Annotated in this window: 3 protein-coding genes (2 of these 3 cut by a window edge); all 3 read left to right on the top strand. The window is 74.9% G+C overall.

The window, feature by feature from the left end; all coding sequences use genetic code 11:
* Tightly spaced (each overlapping or abutting the next), the 3 genes in view from AMK16_RS27810 to AMK16_RS27800 form a layout consistent with a single transcriptional unit that may run on beyond the window.
* Positions 1 to 382 carry the final stretch of an SDR family NAD(P)-dependent oxidoreductase gene (locus AMK16_RS27810; protein ID WP_073920088.1) on the top strand. Its footprint begins 12,941 nt before the window's first position, so 382 of the gene's 13,323 nt are visible here — the last part of the coding sequence; the start codon falls outside the window, past its left edge; it ends in the stop codon at positions 380 to 382.
* Entirely contained in the window at positions 379 to 5,061 is a 4,683-nt protein-coding gene (locus AMK16_RS27805) for a non-ribosomal peptide synthetase (RefSeq protein WP_073920087.1), read from the top strand. The genes AMK16_RS27810 and AMK16_RS27805 overlap by 4 nt, the downstream gene beginning before the upstream one ends.
* Positions 5,061 to 20,766, top strand: partial view of an SDR family NAD(P)-dependent oxidoreductase gene (locus AMK16_RS27800; protein WP_079191780.1) — the 5' portion only. It continues 3,896 nt past the right edge of the window; only the first 15,706 of its 19,602 coding nucleotides appear in the window; its start codon is at positions 5,061 to 5,063; its stop codon lies beyond the right edge, outside the window. The genes AMK16_RS27805 and AMK16_RS27800 overlap by 1 nt, the downstream gene beginning before the upstream one ends.

Below are 20,766 nucleotides of genomic sequence, written 5' to 3'. Positions count from 1 at the left end.
CGGGCTCCTCGCGGCCCACTTGGGCATGCGGCCCGAACGCCTGCCCCTGGACCGGGCGCTGTCGGACGCGGGAGTGGATTCGCTGGGCCTGCGCCGGCTGAGCCGTCGCCTCGGCGCGGACTACCAGGTGGAGGTGCCCACCCGGATGTTCGGGGTGGCCCAGACGGTACGGGCGGTGGCCCGAGCCGTGTTCGAGGCGTACGGGCCACTGCCCGTGCCACAAGAGCAGACGCAGACGCAGGAGCAGGAGCAGGAGCTGGGCCCCGCCCCCGCCGCCGCACCCGCGGCGGACCAGGTGGCCGCTCTGCTGGCCGGTCTGCGCGACGGAACCGTCCGCGTGGACGACGCGCTGGCCGTACTCGAAGGAGGGGCGGGCCGATGAGCACCGACCTGCGTGAACTGCTGGCCGCGATCGCCGCCGGCAAGCTGTCCGACGAAGTGGCCGAACTGCTGGTACGGGGCCTGGTCGACACGACCGCACCGGCCGCGGCCCCCGCACCGGCCCTGCCGGCGGCCACCGTCATGAAGGCGCCTTCCGGGCCGTACCCGCTCAGCCGCGGGCAGGCAGCGCTGTGGGCCCTGCACGCCGACGACCCGCAGACCGTCTCCTACAACCTGCCGCTGGGCCTGTGGCTCGGGCAGGACGTGGAGGAGGACCGGCTCGTCGAGGCACTGGCCGCGATGGTGCGCCGGCACCCGGAACTGGGCGTCTCCGTACGCCTGGACGCCACCGGGCCCGTACAGGAGGTTACCGGCCGCGTCCCGGAGGTGACCCGACTGGACCTCGGCCACGTGACGGACGGGGAGTTCGCCACCCGCGTGCGCAACCTGGTGCGCCGCCCGTTCGACCTGGAGCAGGACCCGCTGTACCGGATGTGGCTCGTCACCGCCCCCGGCGGCGCCACCCTGCTGCTCCTGGTGTTCCACCACCTGATCACCGACGGGGTCTCCAGCCACCTCCTGCTGCGCGACATCGTCGCCTGCCACGACGCGCTCGCCCAGGGCCGTGAGCTGCCGCCGGTCGAAGACGCCGCCCCCTACGCCGAGTTCGTGGAATGGCAGCGGACCATGCTCGCCGCCCCGGAGACGCAGGAGCACCGGCGCTGGTGGCTCGACCGGCTGACCGGTGCCTCCACGGGGCCGGTCCTGGACGCGCTCGCAGATCGCCGGCGCACCGGATCCGCCTCGCACACCGGCGGCGAGATGGTGCAGCTGCGGCTCCCGCATTCCACCTGGGCGGCCGTCCAGGACACCGCCCGTGCGGGCGGACTGACGTCCTTCAGCGTCGTGCTCGGCGCGTTCCTCGCCCTGCTGCACCGCCACTCGGGACACCGCGACCTCAGCGTGATGGTGCCCACCGACGGCCGTCCCGCACAGCGCTTCGACCGCACCGTCGGCTACCTGATCAACCCGGTGGTCCTGCGCGTGGACTGCGACCCCGACCACAGCTTCGGCGAGCTCACGGCCGCGGTCGGGGCCCGGATGGCGGAGGCCGAGGAGCACAGTGCGTACCCCTTCGCCTCCGTCGTCGACGACCTGCGCCGCACGGCCGGCACCGCGGCCGGCTTCGACATCGGCTTCTACATGCAGCAGGGAGTCGGCGGAGACCAGGACATGGCGGCCGGGCAGACCGTCTTCCGCGACGCGCTCGACCTGACCCAGGAGGGCGAGAACGACCTCGTCGTCGAGGTGGTCGTGCGCGACACCGGGGTGCTCCTCTACCTCAAGTACGACCCGGAGCGCTTCGACCGCTCCACCGTCGAACGGCTGGCCGAGCACTATCGGCTGCTGCTGGACACGGTGACGGCCGACCCCTCCGTCCGCCTCGGGGACCTCGATCCCGCCACCCCTGCCGAACGGCGCACCGTGGAACGGGCCAACGCCACGCGCGCCGAACGGCCGCGCGACGTCACCGCCGCCGACCTGGTCCTCGCCCGCGCCCGGCGCGGCCCCGGGCGCACCGCCCTCGTCGACGCGACGGGCTCGTTGACCTATGGAGAACTCGCCGGGCAGGTACACGCCCTCACCCGGATCCTCACGGAGCACGGCGTGCGCCCGGGCGACGTCGTGGGCGTCCTCGTCGCCCGCCGGGCCGCGCTGGTCGTGGCCCTGCTCGCGGTCCAGGCCGCCGGGGCCGCCTACGTCCCCCTCGACCCGGAGTTCCCGGCGGCCCGGCTCGCCCACATCACCGCCGACGCGGCACCGGTCGCCGTGATCGTCGATCCGCACCTGGCCGAACGGCTGCCCGAGGACGCACCCGGCGTGCGCGTGCCCCTGACCGGCCTGGAGCCCGAGGCACAGACCGTGGCCCCGGTCGCCCGCCGTGACGACGACCTCGCGTACGTCCTGTACACCTCCGGATCCACCGGCGAGCCCAAGGGTGTCGAGGTCTGCCACGGCAACCTGGTCAACCTGCTGGTCGCGACGGCCGAGCGGCCCGGCTGCTCCGAGGACGACACCCTGCTGGCGGTGACCACCGCCGGGTTCGACATCTCGGGTCTGGAACTGCTGCTCCCGCTGACCCGGGGCGCCACCGTCCACATCGCGTCCGAGGACGTGGTCCGGGACGGGTTCGCCCTGGCCGACCTCATCGGCGCCGCCGGCGCGACGGTCGTCCAGGCCACCCCGGCCACCTGGGAGATGCTGCTGCACGCCGGCTGGACCGGACGCGTGCGCCGGCTGCTGTGCGGCGGGGAGGCGCTCACCGCCGACCTCGCGGGCCGGTTGCTGGACCGGTGCGACGAGCTGTGGAACATGTACGGGCCGACCGAGACGACCATCTGGTCCTCCGCCCAGCGGATCCGGCGGGGCGGACCCGTCACCGTCGGTACCCCGCTCGGCAACACCACCTTCCGCACCGCCGGTCCCGACGGCGCCCCCGTGCCCTTCGGCGCGGTCGGCGAACTGCTCATCGGCGGCGACGGCGTCGCCCGCGGTTACCGCGGCAAGCCGGAGCTGACCGCCGAACGCTTCGTGCACGACCCGGCGACCGGGGAACGTCTCTACCGCACCGGCGATCTCGCACGCTGGTCGGCCGACGGGGACATGGTGCTGCTCGGGCGCGCCGACCGTCAGGTCAAGCTGCGCGGCCACCGCATCGAACTGGGCGAGATCGAGGCCGCCGTCCGGCGCGCCGGAGCGGCGGGCGACGGCGAGGGCATCGGCGACGTCCGGGTGGCCGTACGCGAGGACCTGCCCGGGCAACCGCGGCTGGTGGCCTTCGTACGGGCCGCCCCGGAGGCCGCGGAGGCCGCGGTCGACCGGATCCGGGCCTGGCTGCCCGCGTACATGGTCCCCTCCCGCACGGTCGCCCTGGCGCGCTTCCCCCTGACCCCCAACGCGAAGGTGGACAACGGTCCGCTGACGCGCCTGCCGATCGAGGAACTCGTACGCCGCTTCGGACACGAGGACCGCTCCGGTGAACGGCAGGGGGAACCCGGTCGGCGGCCCCGGCCGGCCGGCCACGGGGACCTGGCGGAGCGGCTGCGCCAGAGCGCGGCGGCCGTCGCCGGGCTGCCCGAGGAGGAGGTCCCCCTCGACCGGCCGCTGGGCGAGGTCGGGTTCGATTCGATCGGCTTCACCCGCCTCGCGGTGGCGCTGCGCGAGCGGTTCGGCGTCACGGTGCGCCCGACTGTCTTCTACGCACGTCCGGACCTCACCTCGCTTGCCGCCCACCTGAGTGCGGCCCACCCCGAGGCGTTCACCACGACGGACCGCCGGGCCGCCCCCCGGACCACGTCCGAGCCGGTGGTCGCGGCGGCCGCCGCGCAGAGCGGGTTCGCGCCGGTGGCCGTCGTGGGCATCGGCGGACGACTGCCCTCCTCCTGCGGCCTGGAGGAGTTCTGGCAGCACCTGGCCGCCGGACGCGACCTCACCCGGCCGTACCCCATGGAGCGGGGCTTCTCCGCGCGGGTGTTCCCGCAGGGCCTGCGCGGCTCCTTCGTCGAGGACGTGGACGCCTTCGACGCCGCGCTCTTCCGCATCTCCCCCCGGGAAGCGGCACAGATGGACCCCCAGCAGCGTCTGCTGCTGCACGCCGCGCACGAGGCGGTGCTCGATTCCGGCCAGGTCCCGGACGCGCTCACCGGCAGCCGCACGGGGGTGTTCGTCGGACTCAGCGGCACGGACTACCTGAGCCTGCTCGGCCCGGGCTCGCCGGAGATGGGCGACCACTTCCTGATCGGCAACGTCCCCTCGATCGCGGCCAACCGCATCTCCTACGTGTTCGACCTGCACGGCCCCAGCGCCGTCTTCGACACGGCCTGCTCCAGCTCGCTCGTGGCCGTGCACCGCGCGGCCCGCGCCCTCCAGCAGGGGGACTGCGACATGGCCCTGGCCGGCGGAGCCAACCTCCTGTTGTCCCCGCACGGGTTCACCGGCCTGCGGCGCGCCGGAATGCTCAGCCCCGACGGCCGCTGCAAGACCTTCGACGAGCGCGCGGACGGCTACGGCAGGGGTGAGGGCGTCGTGCTCCTCGCCCTCAAACTGCTCGACCGGGCCCTGGCCGACGGAGACCCGGTGCACGGAGTGCTGATCGGCTCGGCGGAGAACCACGGCGGGCACACCCATTCGCTCACGGTCCCTAACCCGCAGGCGCAGCGCGACGTCGTGCTCGCCGCACACCGGTCGGCCGGGGTCGCGCCCGACACGATCGACTACATCGAGGCACACGGCACGGGGACCCCGCTCGGCGACCCGATCGAGATCGACGCCCTCAAGGAGGCGTTCGGCCGCCTGTACGCCGACTGGGGGATCCCGGTGGTCGCGGGACGCACCGGCCTCGGGTCGGTCAAGACGAACATCGGCCATCTGGAGGCCGCGGCGGGCGTCGCCGGCGTCGTGAAGGTCCTGTTGGCGATGCGTCACCGCACGCTCCCCGGCCTGGTGGACCTGCGGACGCCGAATCCGATGCTCGACCTCGACGGCAGTCCGTTCCGGATCCAGGCCGCAGCACAGACATGGGAAACACGCGAGGGGACGCCGGCCCGGGTCGGCGTCAGCTCGTTCGGCATGGGAGGCAGCAACGTGCACGTGGTAGTCGAAGAGGCGGGACAGCGTTGATGAGCGGCACCACCGAGGACAGGACCGCCCGACTGGTCCTCCTGTCCGCCGACGGCCCCGAACAGCTCGACCGGTACCGGGCCGAGCTGTGCACCTGGCTGGACGAGCACCCGTCGGCGTCCCTGGACGGCATCGCGTACACCCTGCGCGTCGGCCGGGAACCCCTGCGGGAGCGCATCGCCCTCGTCGTCGGGAGCGTCGCCGAGCTGGCGGCGCGCCTGCGCGACGGGGAAGGTCTCGTGACCGGCACCGCGCCGGCCGACGCCACCGCGGCCTCCGGCGGCGGGGCCGGGCCGGTGGCCACCGACGATCCGGCCGAGGCCGCCCGCCTCTGGGTCGGCGGCCGGGACATCGTCCTGCCCGAGCCCTCCGGCGACCGTCCGGCCCGGCTCTCCCTGCCCCTGCCGCCCCGGCCGACCCGCCGTTACTGGATCAAGCCGCCCGCCGGTCTGGCCGACGGCCCCGGCGAACGGCTGCTGACCGGCGAAGAGTTCTACTTGCGCGACCACGCCCTGGGCCGGATCCGGATCCTGCCCGCCGTGGCGGCCCTGGAGTTCGCGGTGGCCGCGGCCGAACAGCAGGGTCACGGCCGCGCCACCGGCATCGTCAACGTGCTGTGGGCCCGCCCCGTGGTCGTCGAGGACGAGCCGGCCCGCGTGCGCCTGCACCTCGCGCCCACGGCCGACGGGGTCTCGTACGAGGTCCGGCTCACCGACGGCAGCGCCGAAGGCGCGCTCTGCTCCGCCGGCACCCTCCGCTTCGGCGCCCGGCCCGAGGCACCGCGCCTCGACCTGCACGCGATCCGGACCCGGCTGCCCCGTACCGCCACCGCCGAGGAGTGCTACGAGGTCTTCGGCGCCCTCGGCGGCGGCTACGGGCCCAGCCTCCAGGGGTTGCGCTCGGTGCGGTCCGCGCCGGGCGAGGTCCTCGCGCACGTCGCCGTACCCGGCGCGGCGGACCTCCCCTTCTCGGATTTCGTCCTCCACCCCTCCCTGCTCGACGCGATGCTCCAGGCCTGCCTGTGGACCGACGAGGCCCCCTCGGCCCCGCGCGCCCGGGAACTGCCCTTCTCCCTGGACGCGGTCGAGATCTTCGGACCGCTCCCCGAACAGGGCCACGTGCACGCCGTGCGGACACCGGCCGGCCACGACATCGCCCTCGCCGACGACCAGGGCCGGGTCCGCGTGCGGCTGCGCGCCGTCGTCACCAGGCCGGTCGACGGCTCCGCCCGCCTGGACGGCACCATCGGCGCCCACCTGCTCGCACAGCGCTGGCAGGACGCCCCCGCGCCGGCCGCCGGCCGGACCGTGCGCACCCTCCTGCTCGGCGAGGAGACCTTCACCGGAGCCGCACGCACCACCGAGGACTCCGTCTTCCCCCACGACGGGGAACTCCTCCTCGTGCACACCTCGGACGGCGACCCGCTGCCCGCGCTCACCGGGCTGTACCGGTCCTGGGCGGCCCAGCCGACCCGCCACCCGGTGCGCGTCCTGCACGTGTTCCGCACGTCCGGCGGGATCGAGGACGCACGCGCCGAGGCCCTGGACGGGTTCGCGCGGGCCCTCGCCAACGAGGACCCGCAGTTCCTCGTGTCCGCGGTCGACGCGGGCACGACGGGCCTCACCGCCACCGTCGACTCCGAGGGGCGCGCCGCCCACGAGTTCCGGGTCCGGTACACGGCCGCCGGCCGGCAGGTGCCGCGCTGGGAGCCCGTCGCCCCCGACCCGGCACCGCTCGCCCCGCGCGGCACCGTGCTGGTCACCGGCGGCGCGGGCGCCCTCGGCCGCCGGCTCGTCGCCCACTTGGGAGGGGACGCCCGCTACGTCCTGACGGGCCGTTCGGCGCAGGCCGACCTCAGTGAACTGCGCTCCGCCGGTCTCGACGTCCACTACATACCGGCCGACCTGGGCGCTCCCGGCGCCGCCGGGGACCTCGTCGAGCGGATCCACGGCTCCTTCGGGCCGCTCCACGGGGTCCTGCACCTCGCCGGAACCACCCGGGACGCGCTGCTGATCGGCAAGACCGACGAGCAGAGCGCGGCCGTGCTCGGCCCGAAGGTCCGGGGCACCGTGGAGCTGGACCGGGCCACCGCCGGCGACCCGCTGGACTTCTTCATCGCCTTCTCCTCCATGTCGGGGGCCGCGGGAAGCCCCGGTCAGACCGACTACGCGTACGCGAACCGCTTCCTCGACGCGTTCACGGCATGGCGCCGGGGCAGCGGACGGCCGGGCCGCAGCCTCTCCGTGCTGTGGTCGCTGTGGGCCGACGGGGGAATACGCGTCGACGCCGACGAGGCCGCGGCGGCCCGGATGGCCCGTCAGGTCGGCCTGGTGGCCATGCCCACCGACGCCGGACTGGAGGCCTTCGACCGGGCGCTGGGCCACGACGGCGACCACGTCCTGGTCGCGCACGGCAATCTGGCGCGCCTGCGCGAGGTGGTGAACGCACCTGCGCCCTCGGCCCCGTCGGCCCCCGCCGTGCCCGTCCCGCGCGCACTTCCGTCGGTCCCGTCGGTCCCGTCCCCGTCCGGGGAGCCGGCGGCGCCGTCCGCCGACGCGGCCGAGGAGTTCCTGCGCGGGGTGCTCGCCGAGGTCTTCGAGATCCCCGCCGAGGAGATGGAAGCCGACGCGCCGTTCGAGCGGTTCGGCATCGACTCCCTGCTGATCATGGACCTGACCCGTCGCCTGGAGGACCACTTCGGATCCCTGCCGAAGACCCTGTTCTTCGAGTACCAGGATCTGCGCTCCCTCGCCGGCTGGTTCACCGAGCACCACGCCTCCCGCCTCGCGGAACTGGCGCCCGCGCCCGAACCGGCGCCCGCGCAGGCACCCGGGGGGGACGGGATCCCGCAGCCGGCGGCCGCCGCCCCGGCCGTACTGCCGGGTGCCACCGCGTCCCCCGCCCACGCCTCCTCGGGGCCCATGCCGATCGCCATCGTCGGCATCGCCGCCCGCTTCGCCGAATCGGACACCCTCGACCAGTTCTGGGACCACCTCCAGGCGGGCCGGGACCTGATCACCGAAATCCCGGCGGACCGGTGGGACTGGCGGGACTACGACCAGGCCACTCCCGCCGACCGGGCGGCCCGCTACAGCCGCTGGGGCAGCTTCCTGCGCGGCATCGACATGTTCGACCCGCTCTTCTTCGGCGTCTCGCCCCGCGAGGCGGAGATCGTCGACCCCCAGGAACGGCTCTTCCTCCAGACCGCCTGGCACGCGATGGAGAACGCCGGACGAACCCGCGCGGACCTGCGCTCCCACCGCGTCGGCGTGTACGTCGGCGCGATGTACGGGCTCTACCAGCTGCACGAGGCCGAGGACGGCCGGATCGGCGCCTCCTCGCACGCCTCCATCGCCAACCGCGTCTCCTACACCCTCGGCCTCACCGGCCCCAGCCTGGGCGTGGACACGATGTGCTCCTCCTCGCTGACGGCCATTCACCTGGCCGTGCGCGACCTGCGCGCCGGGGACACCGACATGGCTGTCGCGGGCGGGGTCAACCTGCATGTCCACCCGTACAAGTACCGCTTCCTCGGCCAGGGCAGCTTCACCTCCAGCGACGGCCGCTGCCGCAGCTTCGGCGCGGACGGCGACGGCTACGTCCCCGGCGAGGGCGTCGGCGCGGTGCTGCTCCGGCCGCTCGCGGACGCCGTCCGGGACGGCGACCACATCCACGGCGTCATCCTCGGGACCAGCGTCAACCACGGCGGGCGCACCAACGGCTTCACCGTGCCCAACCCCGTCGCCCAGGGCGACCTCGTCGCCCAGGCGCTCGGCGAGGCGGGCGTGGATCCGGCCACCCTTGGCTACCTTGAGGCGCACGGCACCGGCACCGCCCTCGGCGACCCCGTCGAGATCCGCGGACTCGCCCGCGCCCTGGCCGAAGCCGGGCTGCCCCCGCGCAGCCTTCCGATCGGCTCGGTCAAGTCCAACGTCGGCCACCTCGAATCGGCCTCCGGCATGGCCGGGCTGTGCAAGGTGCTGCTCCAGATGCGGCACGGCCGGCTCGTGCCCTCGCTGCACGCGGACCCGATCAACCCGAACATCGATTTCGACTCGACCCCGCTGCACGTGCAGCGCGACCTCGCCCCGTGGCCCCGGCCCGCCGGCGCGCCCCGGCGCGCAGGTATCAGTTCCTTCGGCGCCGGCGGGGCCAACGCCCACCTCGTCGTGGAGGAGTACGTCGCCCCGCCGGCGGCCGGGCAGGAGGCCGGACCGTACCTGTTCCCGCTCTCGACCCGGGTGCCCGAACAGCTCCCGGTCCTCGCCGCCGAACTGGCGGACACCCTGGAGCGCGGCCTGGCGGACGGGTCGTCACCCCGCCTCGCGGACGTGGCGTTCACCCTCCAGCAGGGGCGCGAGGAGTGGGCGGACCGCATGGTCGTCCTGGCCTCCACCGTCACCGAGCTGGTGGCCCGGCTGCGCGGGCAGGACCCGACGGGAGTCTGGACCGGCAGCGCCCGCGGCCGCGCCGCCTCCCGCGGCGCCGCCCCCACGAGCAGCGATCCGGCATCGATCGGCGCCGCCTGGGCCGCCGGAGCCCCGGTCACGTGGCCGGCCGGGAACGGCAGCCGGGTGCCGCTGCCGGGCTACCCCTTCGAGGAACTCCGCTGCTGGCTCACCGACACCATCTGGTCGCCGCCCCTCCCGGCCGCACCGGCCGCCGAGCGGACCGCAGCGGGTCCGGTGCACCCGCTGCTCGACGCGATCGACCCGGCCGAGAGCCTGGACGGCCTGACCTACCGGACCGCCTTCGACCCCGAGCACCCCTACATCGGCGGCCACCGGCTCGGTGAGACCCGCCTGCTGCCCGCCGCCGCGGTCCTGGAGATGGCCCGCGCCGCCGCCGAGGCGGCCGGGGCGGGAAAGCGGCTGCGGCTGTCGAACGTCCGCTGGCTGCGTCCCTTCGTCGTGGCCGGCGCCGAGCGCACGGCCAGGACACGGCTGCGCCGGGGCGAGACCGGCACGCGGTTCGACCTGCGCGACGACACCGGCGAACTCCTCGCCGAAGGCAGGGTGGAGCCCCTGTCCGCGCCCGCCGGGGAGACCCTGGACATCGACGCCGTACGGGTCCGGCTCGGCGGCCGCCACGAAGGCGCCGGACTCTACGCCGACCTCACGGCGGCCGGACTGTTCTACGGCCCCGCCCTGCGGGCCGTCGAATGGATCGCCGCGGGCGACGGAGAGGCGCTCGTACGCCTGCGGATCCCCGCCGAAGCCGCCCGCTTCGCCGGCTTGGCCCTGCACCCCTCGGTGGTCGACGGCGCCCTGCACGCCTTCGCCGTCCTCCGGGACCGGGACAACGGCCCCGCGATGGTGCCGTACGCCCTCACCGCCGCCGAGGTCCACGCCCCGGTGACGGACCTCGGATACGCCCACGTCCGCACCGTCGGCACCGACCGCTACGACCTCACCCTGACCGACTCCGAGGGGAACGTCCGCGTGCGACTGCGCGACCTGTCTCTGCGGCCCGCGCCCGGCGTCGCCCAGGCCCGGCCGACCGGAACCCCCGCCACTGCGGGATCCCCCGGCGCAGCCGCCGTCTCCGCCGCGGCGGCGGCCGCCGCGGACGACCTGATGTTCGTACCGCGCTGGACCGAGCTGCCCGGCCGTTCCCCGCAACCGCTTCCGGACGCGGCCGCCACGTGGCTCGTGCGCGGACCGGACTCGGCGCCGCTGGCAGCCGCCCTGCGCACCCGCCTCGGCGGCGCCGTCGTCGAACTGGACCACGACCGCGTCGCCACCGCGACCGGCAAACCCGACCACGTGATCCTCCTCGCCCCCCGCGCCGGGGGCGGCACCGACGACACCGCCGCGCTCGAAGCGGCCCAGGAACGCGGTGTCCTCGCCCTGTTCCGGCTCGCCAAGGTCCTCCAGCGGACCCGCTCGGCCGTCCGCCTCACCGTGGTCACCGAGGACGCCCTCACCACGGCGGGCGAACCCGTCGCCAACCCGTACGCGGCCGGCCTGCACGGCCTGGCCCTGTCGCTGGCTCAGGAGCACCCCCGCTGGCAGGTCGCCGTCGTCGACCGCTCCTCCGCCGACGCGCCCTCGGCGGACGTCCTGGACGCCCCCGCCGGCGGCCCCTACGCACTGCGCCGCGGCGTGCTCCACCACCGCCGGCTCGCCCCGGTCGCCGTCACGCCCCCGAAGGAGCGGATCCGCCGGGACGGCACCTACCTGATCCTGGGCGGGGCCGGGGGCATCGGCCTGGAACTCACCGAATGGCTGGTGCGCGGCTACCGGGCGAAGGTCGTCCTCCTCGGCCGCAGCGAACTGGACGCCGACCGCCGCGCACGGCTGCGCGCCATCGACCCGGACGGCACCCTGGTCTCCTACCGCCGGGCCGACGCGACCGACCCCGCCGCTCTGCGGGAAGCCGTCGAGTGGACCAGAAGCGCCCACGGCGCTCTGCACGGGGTCTTCCACGCCACGATCGTCCTGCGCGACCAGACCGTCGCCACGATGACGGAGGAGACCTTCCGCTCCGTCCTCGACGCCAAGGCGCACACCTCGGTCGCCTTGCACGCCGCCCTGAGAGGCGTGGGCGGCCTGGACTTCGTCCTCTTCTTCTCCTCGGCGGTCGCCCTGTCAGGCAGCGCCGGCCAGAGCAACTACGCGGCCGGATCCACCTTCGAGGACTCCTTCGCCCACCACCTCGACTGGATGCTTGAGGCCCGGGTCGCCGTCATCAACTGGGGCTACTGGGGAACCGTCGGCATCGTCGCCGACGAGCGCTACCGCGAGCGGCTCGCCGCCACCGGAATCCATTCGATCACCCCGCAGGAGGGGATGGCCGCCGTGCACGCCGTGCTCGGACGTGAGGACCGGCAGGTCGTCGTGGTCAAGGCAGACGCGGCCGCACTCGCCGCGGTCGGCGCCGAGCCGCGTCGGGCCGCCGGACACCCGGTCGGCCCGGGGACGACGCCGACCCATCCGGCGACGCCCTCCGACGACGTGACCCTTGTGCCGTCGCTGTCCCAGCTCCCCCCGGTCGCCCGGCTGCTCACCGAGGCCGACGACGCCCGCCTGACCGAGGTCATGTGCGACTGGCTGTGGACGCTCTTGCGGCGCGAAGGCGTGTACCTGGGCGACGCCGAGAGCTGGCAGCCCGCCGCGCTCGCCGAGCGGCTGGGCGTCGTACCCGCGCAGCGCAGGCTCTTCTCCGAGCTCCTTCGCCAGCTGACCGAGGGCGGCTTCCTCGAAGACCGGGGCGGAGCACTCGTCCCCGCCGGACGCCGGGCCGCGCAGGACCCCGAGGCAGACCTGGTCGAGCTGTGCGAGCGCAAGCCCGCGCTCAACCGCTTCGACCGGCTGCTGCGCCCCTGCATGCAGAACCTCTTCGGCGTGCTGCGTGGCAGCGTCCGCGCCACCGACGTGATGTTCCCGGGCGGCTCCAGCGCCCTCGTCGAAGGCGCCTACCGGGGCAGCCCGGTCGTCGACCGCGCCAACGAACTCGTCGTGGGCGCCGTCCAGGACCTGCTGTCCCGCCACGAGGGCCCGCTCACCGTCATCGAGATCGGCGCGGGCACCGGCGGCACCACCGCGAGCGTCCTCCCCGCCCTCGCCGCGTCGGGCACCGAGGTGACGTACGTCTACACCGACATCTCCCGCGCCTTCCTGCGGCACGGTGAGCAGCGGTTCGCCGAGGCGCACCCGTACGTCCGCTTCCAGCGGCTCGACATCTCCGCGGACCCCGAGACCCAGGGCTTCACCCCGGGCAGCGCCGACCTGGTCGTGGCGGCCAACGTCCTGCACGCGACCGCCGACCTGCTCGCCACCCTGCGCGCGGTGACCCGGCTGCTCAAGCCCGGCGGACGGCTGGTCCTCAACGAGGCCAGCAGCAACGTCCTCACCGCCACCCTCACCTTCGGCCTGCTCGACGGCTGGTGGCTGCACGAGGACGCCGAACTGCGCCTTCCCGGCTCCCCGCTGCTCTCCGCGCCCGGATGGCGCAAGGCCCTCGCCCTCGCCGGCTTCACCCGAAGCCGGGCCGTGCCGGCGGACGAGGGGCTGAGCCAGCACGTGGTGGTCGCGGAGACGGCACCGGGCGGCACGACGCCCACCGCCGTCGCCGCGGCGCCCGCCGCGCCGCCGCGCACCGCCGAGCCCGCGCTCCCGTCGTCCGGACCCTCCGGCACGGAGACGGAGGGCGAAGCGTTGCTGGAGGCCGCGCGGGAGTACGTGAAGGACGCCTTCGCGCAGATCCTCCAGGTGCCGCGCGAACGGCTCTGGCTGGACGAGACGTACGAGAACTTCGGCGTCGACTCGCTGACGGTGCCCCTCATCGTGGACGTCCTCGCCGAGGGCATGGGTGAGCTGCCGGTGTCCCTGCTGTTCGAGTACCCGACCGTCCGCGAGGTCGCCGATTACCTGGTCGAGCGGCACCCCGAGCGGGTGCGCGCGCTCCTTCCCGAGCCCGCCGCCGAGCCCGCCCCGGCGCCGGTCGCCGTTCCCGCCCCCGCGCCGGTCGTCGTCCCGGCCGTCCGCACGCCCGATGCCGACGTACGTCCGGCCGCGCGCCCGGCGCAGTCCAGGCCGGCCGCCGACCACCGCGTCGCGATCGTCGGCGTCGCCGGCCGCTACCCCCAGGCCGAGGACCTCGACGCCTTCTGGGCCAATCTCCGGTCCGGCCGCGACTGCGTGGGCCGGGTGCCCGCCGACCGCTGGGACCACCGGGCTCCCGCCGACGCGGACGGCCAGCCGGTGAGCCGCTGGGGCGGATTCCTGGACGGGATCGACGAATTCGACCCCCGCTTCTTCCAGATGTCCCTGCGCGAAGCCGAACTGACCGACCCTCAGGAACGCTTGTTCCTCCAGACCTCCTGGCACGCGCTGGAGGACGCCGGCTACACCCGGGCCCGCCTGCGGGGCAGCCGCGTCGGCGTCTACGTGGGCGTCATGTACGGGCACTACCAGCTGTTCGAGGACGAGCGGGGCCTCGCCGGCGGCATGGGCTACGCGTCCATCGCCAACCGGGTCTCGTACTTCTTCGACTTCCACGGGCCGAGCCTGGCCGTCGACACCATGTGCTCCTCCTCCCTCACCGCCATTCACCTCGCCTGCGAGGCCCTGGCGACCGGTCAGGCGGACTACGCGCTCGCCGGCGGCGTCAACCTCGCCCCGCACCCGCGCAAGTACCGCCAGCTGGCGGCCGGCGGGTTCACCGGCGAGAGCGGGCGGTGCCGCAGCTTCGCGGCGGACGGCGACGGCATGGTGCCCGGTGAGGGCGTAGGCGCCGTCCTGCTGAAGCCGCTGGCGGCGGCCGAGCGGGACGGGGACCGCATCCTCGGCGTGATCCTCGGCAGCTCCGTCAACCACGGCGGAAAGACGGGCGGATTCGCCGTGCCCAGCCCCGGCGCCCAGGGCGAGGTCATCGCCCAGGCCCTGCGCACGGCCGGAGTGCCGGCCGACGGGATCTCGTACGTCGAGGCGCACGGCACCGGGACCGCGCTGGGAGACCCGGCCGAAATCGCCGGACTCGTACGGGCCTTCGGAGACCTGCCGGCCGGCTCGGTCGCGCTGGGCTCCGTCAAGTCCTCCGTCGGCCACCTGGAGTCGGCCGCGGGCATCGCGGCGCTCACGAAGGTCCTGCTCCAGATGAAGGCCCGTGAACTGGCGCCCTCCTTGCACGCGGACGCCCTCAACCCGGCCGTCGACTGGAACACCGTGCCCTTCCGGGTGCAGCGCGAACTCGCCCCCTGGACGGGCTCCGGGCCCCTGCGCGCGGGCGTCAGCGCCTTCGGCGCGGGCGGCTCCAACGCCCACCTCGTGGTCGAGGAGCACCGGACACCGGACCTGCGGCCCGACGGCGCGGCGGGAGCGGACGTCTTCCCCTTCTCCGCGCGGGACGCGGAGGGACTGCGTCGCGTCGTCGCGGGCATGCGGACCTGGCTGGGCTCGACAGGTACCGGCGCCGATCCCCGGGACATCGCGGCCGCGGCAGGCGTTCCCGTCACGGCGGTGGACGAACCCCTCGACGAACTGGGCCTGGACCCGGCCACCATGGTGCGGCTGATCGGCCTCGGCGACTCGGTCGGAGCGGGTTCTGTGCACGGCGGCACGACCCTGCGCGAACTCGCGGGCCGCGCCGGGGGCGGCGCCGGCGTCGACCTCGTCAGGCTCGCCCGCACCCTCCAGAGCGGCCGCGAGGCCATGGCCCACCGGTTCGCCGTCGTCGCACGGTCGGCGGAAGAACTCGCCGAGGGCCTCGACTCGTTCCTCGACGGGCGTCCCGGCGGCCATACCGGTGTGGCGACGGCCGAGCCGGGTGCCGCTTCCCTCCCCTCCGCGGAGGATCCGCACGGCACGGCCCGCCGCTGGGCCGCAGGAGAGGTCTTCGACTGGGACGCCGGCCGGCCCGGTCCGGTACCGGCCCTGTCCCTGCCCGGATACCCCTTCGCGCGAACCCGCTGCTGGATCGACGCCGTCACCCCGGCCGTCCCCCCCGCTGCGCCGGTGGCCTCCGCGGCCCCTTCGGCATCCGGGACCGCGGGCGCCCCCGCCCAGGGCACCCGGCTCCGGGACGCCGTACTTGCCCTGCTGGGCACGGCCAGCGGTTTCGCCCCGGCCGACCTCGACCCGGCGGGCTCCTTCCACGAGCACGGCCTGGACTCCCTCGGCCTGATCCGGCTCGCCGACGAGGTCTCCAACACCTTCGGCGTGCCCGTCGGCCCCGACCAACTGCTCGCCACCCCCACCCCCTCCGCGCTCGCCGAGTGGCTGGAGAACGAGCACCCGAACGCCGCGCCGCCCCTGCCGGCCGAGCCCGCGCGTGACCGGCCGGCCGACGACGACCCCGTCGTGATCGTCGGGATGGCGGGCGCCCTGCCGGGCGCACGGAACCTCGACGAGTTCTGGGCGGCCCTCCAGAAGGGCGGAGACCTCTTCTCCGAAGTGCCCGCCGACCGCTGGGACAGCCGCGCCCACTACGGGGACCCGGCCCTGCACCCCGACCGGACCCGGATCACCCGGGGCGGCTTCATGCCGGACATCGACCGCTTCGACCCGCTGTTCTTCGGCATCTCGCCCCGCGAGGCCCGCTGGATGGACCCCCGCCAGCGGCTGCTCCTGCGCACGGTGTGGTCTGCGCTGGAGGACGCGGGCATCGACCCGACCCGCCTCGCCGGCACCGACACCGGCCTGTTCGTCGGCGTCGGGTCGTCCGAGTACGCCGAGCTCGTGCAGCGCTCGGACACGGCCACCGACGCCTACTCCTCGACCGGCCTGACCCCCTCCATGCTGGCCAACCGCATCTCGTACCACCTCGACCTGCGCGGCCCCAGCGAACCCGTGGACACCGCCTGCTCCAGCTCGCTCGTGGCCCTGCACCGCGCGGCGGAGGCCCTGCGGCTCGGACACTGCGACACCGTCATCGCGGGCGGCATCAGCCTCATGCTGTCCCCGGTCACCTTCGCCTCCCTCGAACGGGCCGGCATGCTCAGCCCCGACGGCGTGGGCCGGGCCTTCGACAAGGACGCCGCGGGGTACGTGCGCGGCGAGGGCGTCGGAGCCGTCGTGCTCAAGCGGCTCAGCCGCGCCCGCGCCGACGGCAACCCGGTGCTCGCCGTCCTGCGCGGCACCGCCGTCAACCACGGCGGCCGCTCCAACTCGCTGACCGCGCCCAACCCGCGCGGCCAGGCCGAGGTGATCGTGAAGGCCCACCGCGAGGCGGGCGTGGACCCGGCGACCATCGGGTACGTCGAAACCCACGGCACCGGCACGGTCATCGGCGACCCCGCCGAGACCAACGGCCTCCGGCAGGCCTTCGCCGAGCTCTACCGCGACTGGGGCCACCCCGCTCCGGCCGTCCCCCACTGCGCTCTGGGGGCCCTGAAGAACACCATCGGCCACCTGGAGCCGGCCGCCGGCATAGCCGCCGTGCTACGCGTCCTGCTGTCGATGCGCCACGGGCGGATCACCGGGGATCCGCACGGCCCGGAACTCAACCCCCACCTGGCGCTGGAGGGCACGGCCTGCGAGATCGCGGTGGAGGCACGTGACTGGACGCCCGTGGCGCCCGGTGTCCCGCGCCGCGCCGGGGTCAGCTCCTTCGGCTACGGCGGGGTCAACGCCCATGTCGTGCTGGAGGAGTACCCGGCCCACGAACCGGCGCCGTCCGACCGTCCGGCCGTGTTCGTCCTCTCCGCCCGCGACCCGGAGCGGCTCCGGGCCACCGCCCGCTCCCTCGTCGAAACCAGGGACGGCTGGGAGCACGACCTCGCCGGAACCGCCCGTACCCTCCAGTCCGGCCGCACCGAACACGCCGAACGCCTGGCGTTCGTCGCGGAGTCGGGCGAGCAGGCGGTGGACACCCTGCGCCGCTACCTCGCCGGGAACTTCGCCGGCATCCACCAGGGGCGCGTGGAACGCCACGCCGACCGCGCGCCGTTCGACGGGCGGGGCGACGAGGAGACCGCCGCCGCGTGGGTGCGCGGCGCGACGGTCGACTGGTCCGCCCGGTGGGAGGCGACGCCGCAGCTGCGTTCACTGCCGCCGTACCCCTTCGCCTCGGACCCGTACTGGTTCACCGACGGAGCCCCCGCGGCGACTGTCGCGCCGGTGTCCGTCCCGGCGACGGCGACGGCGTCCGTGTCCGTCCCGGCGACGGCCACCGCGTCCGTGTCCGTCCCGGCGACGGCCACCGCGCCCCTCCCGGCGACCGATCCGAAAACCGCCACCGGGTCCGTCGCACGGCCCGCTGCCGGGTCCGCTTCCGCGTCCGGCTCCGGGGCGGCCGGCGCCCCGGCCGGCCGGGCACCCGTCAGCCTCTTCACGGCTGAATGGGTGGCCGAGCCGGTGCCGCCCGCCGCCCCGCACCCGGGCCGGGTGCTGGTGTTCGGAGACCTGCCGGTTCCCGATGCCGTCACCGTGCGGGCCGGATCCGCGTACCTCGACGAGGGCTCCACCATCACGATCCGCCCCGGCGAGGCCGAGGACTACGCCCGGCTGCTCACCGCCGGCGCGGACCGGATTGTGCTCCAGTGGCCGCTGCTCCACCCCGAGCGCCCGGACCTGGGCATCGAGTCGGCCTTCCTGCTCGTCCGCGCCATGACGGCCTCCCGGGCCACAGCGCGCATCCAGGTCCTGGTGCCGGAGGGCGCCATGGCGGAGGCCTGGGGAGGGTTCGACACCTCGCTGCGCGCCGCCCTGCCCGGCACCGCCTTCGGCGTCGTACGCATCGCCGGCCGGGTCGAACCGGCCGCCCTGCTCGCCGAGGTGGCCGCCGAGCGGCTCTCCTCGGCAGCCGTCCGCCTCTCCGTGACCGGCCGAACCGTGCGCGTGCTCACGGAGACAGATCCGAGCCCCGTCACCGAGTCTCCGCTGCGCCAGGGGGCCGTCCACCTGGTGACCGGCGGCGCCGGCGGGCTCGGACTGCTGCTCGCCCGCACCCTGCTGTCGCGCGGCGCCCGGGTGGCCCTCACCGGCCGGTCCTCCGCCGCGGACCGGGCCCGGGAACTCGCCGGCCTGCGCGCCCTCGGCGACGTCGCCTACTTCCAGGCGTCCGTGGAGGACCAGGCCGCCATGGCCCGTGTCGTGGCGGACGTCAAGCAGAAGTGGGGTGCGCTGCACGGGGTCTTCCACCTCGCGGCGACCGCCTCGCGGACACCGCTGCCCGGAAAGGACCTCCCGGAGTTCCGCTCCCACCTGCGGGCCCGCGTCGAGGGCACCCGTGTCCTCGACGAGGTCACGCGTGACGAACCGCTGGACCTGTTCGTCCTGTACTCCTCGCTGGCCGGGCAGCTCGGCGACTACGGCCTGGTGGACTACGCCGTCGGCGCCCGCTACCTCGACGGCTTCGCCGAGGAGCGCACGGCACTGCGCACGGCCGGCCGCCGCAGCGGGCACACGGTCTCGGTCGACTGGCCCATGTGGCGTGCCGGAGGCATGCACGTGGAGGCCGAGGACGAGCGCCGCTACCTTGCCGACACGGGCTTCCGCTACCTGGAGGCCGAGGAGGGCGAACGGCTGCTCGACCTCGTCCTGCGGCTGGGGCGCCCCCAGGTCGCGGTACTGCCCGGAGCGCCCGAGCGGATGCGCGAGCAGGTCGGGGCGATGGGAATCCGGGAGCACGGGCCCCGCGCCCGCCCGGCCGCCCCGGCGCCCGCCGCCCCAGCCGCTCCCCTCCACGCGGGCGATCTGACCGAGCGGCTGCGGGAGCTCGTCGCCGAACTGCTGGGCCTGGCGCCGAAGGCGCTCGACCCGGAGGCCGGCTTCGGGGAGTACGGACTGGACTCCTTCGGGCTCCAGTCCCTCTCCGCGGCACTGGAGGAGCGCTACGGCGTCTCGGTGCCGACGACGACCCTGTTCGGTGAGAACACGGTCGAGAGGCTCGCCCGGCACCTGCTCGCGGAGCACCCCTCCCTCGCGGAACGGGACCGGACGCCCGCCACCGCGAGCGCGGAACCGGCCGCCGCGCCCGCCACCGCCGCCCCCTCCCTGTCCACCGCTCCCACCGCGCCTTCCGCCGTTGCGTCCACCACGCCCACCCGGGAGGATGCCGTCGCCATCGTCGGCATGTCCGGACGATTCCCCGGCTCGGCGGACCTGGCGGAGTTCTGGCGGCACCTCAGGGACGGCGAGGACCTGATCACCGAGACCCCCGCCGACCGCTGGGACTGGCAGGAGGTGTCCCGGCGCTTCGGCGGCACCGCCCGTTGGGGCGGCTTCCTGAGCGACGTCGATCGGTTCGACGCACGGTTCTTCAAGATCTCGCCCGCCGAGGCGGAGGTCATGGACCCGCAGCACCGCCTGTTCCTCGAACACACCTGGGCCGCCCTGGAGGACGCGGGCTGCCGGGCCGACCGGCTCGCCGGCCGGCGCGTCTCCGTCTTCGCCGGCGTCCAGTTCAACGACTACGAGTCGATGGTCCTGCGCGGCGAGCAGGTCAACCCCCACGCGGGCACCGGGCTCGCGCGGACCATCCTGGCCAACCGCATCTCGTACCTCCTGGACCTCAAGGGCCAGAGCGAGAGCATCGACACCGCCTGCTCCAGCTCCCTGGTGGCGCTGCACCGCGCCGTCCGCGCCCTGCGCGCCGGGGAGAGCGAGCTCGCCGTCGCCGGCGGCGTGAGCCTGGTGCTCTCGCCGCAGACCGTGGTGGCCGGGAACCAGCTCGGGGTGCTCTCCCCGGACGGCCGCTGCAAGGCCCTGGACGCGACGGCCGACGGGTATGTCAAGGGGGAGGGCGTGGGCGTCCTCGTCCTCAAGCCGCTCTCCCGCGCCCTCGCCGACGGCGACCGCGTGCACGCGGTGATCCGCGGCAGCGCGGTCGGCCACGGCGGGCACGCCTCTTCGCTGACCGCCCCCAACCCGCTGGCCCAGGCCGCCCTGCTCGTCGAGGCCTACCGGGACGCGGGGGTACCGGTCGGGACGGTGTCCTACACCGAACTCCACGGCACCGGCACTTCCCTCGGCGACCCGGTGGAGATCGACGGCCTCGTCCGGGCCCACAAGACCTTGGCCGACGGACCCGCCACGCCCTGCGGCGTCGGCACCGTGAAGAGCAACATCGGACACCTCGAGCCCGCCGCCGGCGTCGCCGGAGTCATCAAGGTGGTGCTGGCGATGCGGCACCGCACCCTGCCGAAGACGCTCCATCTCCAGACGCTCAACCCGCTCATCGACCTCACCGGCACGCCGTTCCGGCCCGTACGGGAGACGACCCCGTGGGCGCCCACGGACGCCGACGGTGCGCCCCTGCCGC

The sequence above is a fragment of the Streptomyces sp. CB00455 genome (genome assembly GCF_001905445.1).
In the GTDB taxonomy this organism is placed as follows: Bacteria; Actinomycetota; Actinomycetes; order Streptomycetales; family Streptomycetaceae; genus Streptomyces.
This window is presented reverse-complemented; position numbering and strand designations above follow the sequence as displayed.

Bases quoted from the DNA above. Each gene is read 5' to 3' on its own strand.
- AMK16_RS27805 (WP_073920087.1), top strand. From the start codon at position 379: ATGAGCACCGACCTGCGTGAACTGCTGGCCGCGATCGCCGCCGGCAAG.